General features: G+C 62.6%; 6 protein-coding genes. 5 read left to right on the top strand and 1 reads right to left on the bottom strand.

Annotated features, from left to right (window positions below; translation table 11 throughout):
- The coding region (locus AC1DT2_RS16355; RefSeq protein WP_477297475.1) for a DnaB-like helicase C-terminal domain-containing protein at positions 1–303 on the top strand (303 nt) is incomplete at its 5' end.
- A 79-nt stretch (positions 304–382) separates the two neighbouring features.
- Positions 383–1,831 carry a flavin-containing monooxygenase gene (locus AC1DT2_RS16350; protein ID WP_477297474.1) on the top strand — a complete coding sequence of 483 codons (1,449 nt, stop codon included), beginning with the start codon at positions 383–385 and terminating at the stop codon, positions 1,829–1,831.
- Positions 1,832–1,859: 28 nt separating this feature from the next.
- On the opposite strand, the gene AC1DT2_RS16345 is transcribed toward AC1DT2_RS16350, so the two are convergent.
- Positions 1,860–2,189 (bottom strand): low molecular weight protein tyrosine phosphatase family protein, encoded by a 330-nt coding sequence (locus tag AC1DT2_RS16345; RefSeq protein ID WP_477297473.1) that lies wholly within the window; start codon positions 2,187–2,189, stop codon positions 1,860–1,862.
- Positions 2,190–2,280: 91 nt separating this feature from the next.
- On the opposite strand from AC1DT2_RS16345, the gene AC1DT2_RS16340 reads away from it, so the two are divergent.
- The 3 genes from AC1DT2_RS16340 to AC1DT2_RS16330 all read left to right on the top strand — a co-directional run.
- The gene (locus AC1DT2_RS16340) at positions 2,281–2,631 is read left to right on the top strand and encodes a hypothetical protein (RefSeq protein WP_477297471.1); all 351 of its coding nucleotides are present in this window, start codon (positions 2,281–2,283) and stop codon (positions 2,629–2,631) included.
- 49 nt (positions 2,632–2,680) lie between these two features.
- Positions 2,681–3,439 carry an SGNH/GDSL hydrolase family protein gene (locus AC1DT2_RS16335; RefSeq protein ID WP_477297470.1) on the top strand — a complete coding sequence of 253 codons (759 nt, stop codon included), beginning with the start codon at positions 2,681–2,683 and terminating at the stop codon, positions 3,437–3,439.
- 199 nt (positions 3,440–3,638) lie between these two features.
- Positions 3,639–4,559 (top strand): CsgG/HfaB family protein (locus AC1DT2_RS16330; protein WP_477297468.1); only part of this gene is annotated, 921 nt, incomplete at its 3' end.

Raw genomic sequence — 4,559 nt, 5'->3', positions numbered from 1 at the left:
GAACTCAACGTGCCGGTGATCGCGCTGTCGCAGTTGAACCGATCCCTCGAGCAGCGCGCGGACAAGCGTCCGATGATGTCCGATCTTCGCGAATCCGGCGCAATCGAGCAGGACGCCGACGTCATCATGTTCATCTACCGCGACGACTACTACAACAAGGAGTCGCCGGATAAGGGCCTGGCCGAGATCATCATCGGCAAACAGCGAAACGGCCCCACCGACACCGTGAAGCTGGCCTTCCTCGGCCACTACACCAAGTTCGAGAACTGGGCACCCGATTCCTACGTAGGTACCTTCGACTAAGCGTCGCCTCGGCTCCTACAAAAAGCGGCGAGTTTGCTCGGTTAGGCGTACGCTTTCCCTGCCGAAGCGGGGGTGCGCATTGAACACCGACCACTACGATGTCCTGATCATTGGTGCGGGGCTTTCCGGTATCGGGATGGCCTGCCGGCTGGCTACGGCTTGCCCAGAAAAGCGCGTCGGCATCATCGAGCGACGCCACGCCATCGGCGGCACGTGGGACCTGTTCCGCTACCCGGGCGTTCGTTCGGATTCGGACATGTTCACCTTCGGCTACGCCTTCCGGCCGTGGAACGAACTGAAGGTGCTGGCCGATGGCCCGTCGATCCGCGACTACGTCGTGGCGACCGCGCGCGAATACGGCATCGAAGGCAAGATCCGGTTCGGTCTGAGCACGACTCATGCGTCATGGTCTTCGGTCGACTCTCGTTGGACCGTGACCGCCGTCGACGAGCTTGGCGAGAAGCAGGTGTTCACCACCGGCTTCCTTATCGGATGCACAGGCTATTACGCGTACGACCGTGGCTACATCCCGGCCTTTCCCGATCTCGACCGCTACCAGGGACGTTTCGTCCACCCGCAGCAGTGGCCGGAGGATCTCGACTGGGAAGGCAAGCGCRTGCTCGTCATCGGCAGCGGCGCGACGGCCATCACCCTCGTACCCGCGCTTGCGGCAAAAGCGGCGCATGTCACTATGCTCCAGCGCTCGCCGGGCTACGTGTTCTCCGTGCCTTCCCGTGATGCCATCTCGGCCGCGTTGTTGCGCGTACTGCCGGAACGCGTGGTCTACGCGATGGCGCGCCGGCGCAACATCGCCCTTCAACGGCTGCTTTATCGCGCGGCGATGCGCTGGCCGAAGCGGGTGCGCGCGCTACTGCTGGCCGGTGTGCGTCGACGCCTCGACGGCGCGGCCACGCTTGACGATTTCTCGCCGGCGTACGACCCGTGGACGCAGCGGCTCTGTGTCGTTCCCGACAACGATCTGTTCGACGCGTTGCGCGCCGGAAAGGCCTCCGTATGGACCGATTCGATCGCCGGGTTCACCGAGACCGGTGTGCGCTTATCGTCGGGAGCGAGCATCGAAGCCGACATCGTCATCTCTGCGACGGGATTTCACTTACAGGTGCTCGGCGGCATGATGCTCGATGTGGACGGTATTGCCCGCGATCCGGGCACGCTGATGACATACAAAGGAGTGCTGCTTGATGGCATTCCCAATGCCGCCGTGTTGTTCGGTTACATCAATGCGTCGTGGACGTTGAAGGTGGACCTCGCCGCGCAATATGTCTGCCGGCTGATTCAGCGCATGGACGAACGTGCCGTCGATGTCGTCGTGCCGCGGGCGCCGCCAGGACRGGCGCTGGATGTGTGCATCCTTGACGCGCTTACATCGGGTTACGTAACTCGGGGAGAGGGTACGTTGCCCAGGCAGGGCAGGGATGCCCCGTGGCGCGTCACACACCGCTATGAAGTCGACCGACGTGTGCTGCTGGAGGACCCGGTCGACGATGCTTGGCTCGAGATGTCCTGAGGCTTCGTGACCATGATTTTGATAGCCGTCACGGTTTCGGTAGGAAACGGCCTGCGCGCTTCTGAAGCAGAGTGACCAGTTCTGGAGCCATATAGTCGTAGTCGTCGGGGATATCCAGGCAAACGACGCGTTTTCCCTTCAGTGCCTGACCGAAGCCATTACGCAGTTTCGCCTGGTGGCGGCTTTCCATGACGACGATGACGTCGGCCCAGCGCAACTGTTCCGCCGAGACTGGCACCTCGGCGTCCTGGTTCACGCCGGCGGAGTCCGTTTCCACGCCAGCGTACGTCGCGAAGATGTGCTCAGCCGTGGGGCTGCGTAGCCTGTTCTTCGCGCAGATAAACAGAACTCGTGTCATGGCTGGGGGCGTCCACTCTGGAGGGTTGCACGCGTCGGGTCGTTTCGCCCACTATCGGCGCGGGGTGATTTTATCTTCAGGGGATGGAGCCATGCGCTGTTTTGTACATCACGACGCCGAGGCGGTTGGCGTCTGCAGGTGCTGCTTCAAGGGTACGTGTGCATCCTGCGCGATTCCGGTGACGAATGGCCTTGCGTGCTCGGCGGTCTGCCGGCCAGTGGCCGAGGAAATCGCCCAGCTACAGCTGGTTACCTTGCGGAACCAGGGCATCTATCGTGCCCAACGACTCATCCAGCCCGCCATGGCGGTCCTCTTCGTGGTGACGGGGGCGTCCATGGTCTACTCGTATCCCTCGTGGTCCTTGGGCTGGATCTTTACGGCCGCCGGTGTCGTTACGGGACTGGCTCAGATCGTTTCTTCGCGCCGTCGTCGCACGGCCTGACAAATCGCTTTTCTTAAGAACAGCCGCTTGCGAGGTGGCAGCAATGCGTATGACTATGTTCCTTGCAGCGATGTGCTTCGCGGGGTCAGCGATCGCGGCGCCGCAGCAGCCCCGGATCGTGCTACCTGACAACCCGACGCCCGACCAGCGCGCCGACATCGAGCAGCGTCTGAATGACTGGCCTTCGCTCGCGCGCTTCGCGACGGATAACGCCACGTATCCGCCACCGAAGGCAGGCGAAAAGCGCGTCGTCTTCTTCGGCGATTCGATCACCGATTTCTGGGGGAGGCCGGTCGGTGATTTCTTTCCCGGCAAGAACTACATCAATCGCGGTATTAGCGGGCAGACGACGGCGCAGATGCTCGTGCGCTTTCGCGCGGATGTCATCGCACTGAAGCCGGCTGTGGTCGTTATCCTCGCAGGCACGAACGACATCTCGGGCAATACCGGGCCATCGTCCATGGCGATGATCGAGGATAACCTTTCGTCGATGGCTGAGCTTGCGCGTGTCCACGACATTCGCGTTGTCATGGCCACCCTCCTGCCGGTGAGCGACTACGTGGACCCGATGCAGTCGAGGCGGCGCCCGCCACCCCGGATTCGTGCGCTCAATGACTGGATTCGTCGATACGCGGAGCGCGAGCACCTGGTACTTGTCGACTATTACCCTGCCATGGTCGATGCGAGCGCCGCGCTGAAGACAGAACTCACCGACGATGGACTGCATCCGAATGCACAGGGCTACGCCGTGATGGCGCCGCTTGCCCAACGCGCCATTCAGGCGGCGCTCGTGAAAGGCGGACGCTGAGCGAGAGCTCGCCTTACAACGTGTCAGGGCGATACCGCGTGTCCCTGTCGGGCGAGCGAGCAATTCGTCCTGGCAAGGCCCGACAGACCTGTCTTACGGCTGTCCATAGCATCGTTGGCTCATTCGATCGCCTTCTCCCGCGTACGTCCGGGCTGGGCGAGGGTCGTTCAGGGCCGGACGTATCAGGACAGGATCGACCATGGAAATTTCCTTCAGGCACGCCGCGCAGGCGTCGCTTGCGCTTGGCGCTATCTTTTCGTTGACAGCATGTACCGCCGCGAATCCTCTCGTTACCCGAACGCAGAAGGCGCATGAGGCGAAGGTCGCCGCGATCCCGAAGTGTGCGCGCAAGCTCGGGACGATTTCGGTCATCGAGCCGGAAGGCGACATCCATTGGTGGACGCAGCAGCAGTTGCCGTCGCCGACCAAGCTGATTAAGGTGTTCGTCAATAAGTCCGGCTGCTTCACACTGCTGGATCGAGGCATGGGCATGAACGCTGCCATGCGCGAGCGCGCGCTCGCCGCGGGCGGTGAGCTGCGCGGCGGAGCCAACATCGGCAAAGGCCAGGTCAAGGCAGCGGACTATGTCATGGTTCCCGACCTCGTCTCGACCAATGCCAACGCAGGAGGTAGCGCGCTAAGCGCCCTGGCAGGCGGTCTGATCGGCGGCGGCGCCGGCCGCCTCGTCGGTGCCATCAATATCAGCTCGAAGACCTCCGATGTCGTACTCACCGTGACCGACGTCCGTTCGTCCGAGCAGGTCGCGATGACCGAAGGCCACGGTGAGAAGAACGATATCGGTCTCGGTGCGAGTGGTGCGTTCTTTGGCAGTCAGGGCCTGGGCGGCGCGGGCATCGGCGGATATGCCAACACCACGATCGGACAGGTCATCAGCATGGCCTACCTCGACGCCTACACGAAGCTGGTCAACGAAATGGGCGGGATGCCTGGCAACGCGTCGGCGGCGAACTCGCGTCAGTCCGGCACGGTCCGCGTCGCCACGCGGATGTTTCCGAGCTCCARCATGAAGGGCAAGGCGGTACGCTCGCTCGATCCCGGCATGACGGTGTATCCGACCGGCGACAAGGTCGGCGTCATCTGGGAAATCGAAGACGAGCAC

The sequence above is a fragment of the Luteibacter sp. P4_E6 genome, assembly GCF_056401535.1.
The sequence above is the reverse complement of the archived record's forward strand: the minus strand, read 5'-3'. Positions and strand labels throughout refer to the sequence as shown.

Bases quoted from the DNA above. Each gene is read 5' to 3' on its own strand.
- AC1DT2_RS16345 (WP_477297473.1), bottom strand. From the start codon at position 2,189: ATGACACGAGTTCTGTTTATCTGCGCGAAGAACAGGCTACGCAGCCCC.
- AC1DT2_RS16340 (WP_477297471.1), top strand. From the start codon at position 2,281: ATGCGCTGTTTTGTACATCACGACGCCGAGGCGGTTGGCGTCTGCAGG.
- AC1DT2_RS16335 (WP_477297470.1), top strand. From the start codon at position 2,681: ATGACTATGTTCCTTGCAGCGATGTGCTTCGCGGGGTCAGCGATCGCG.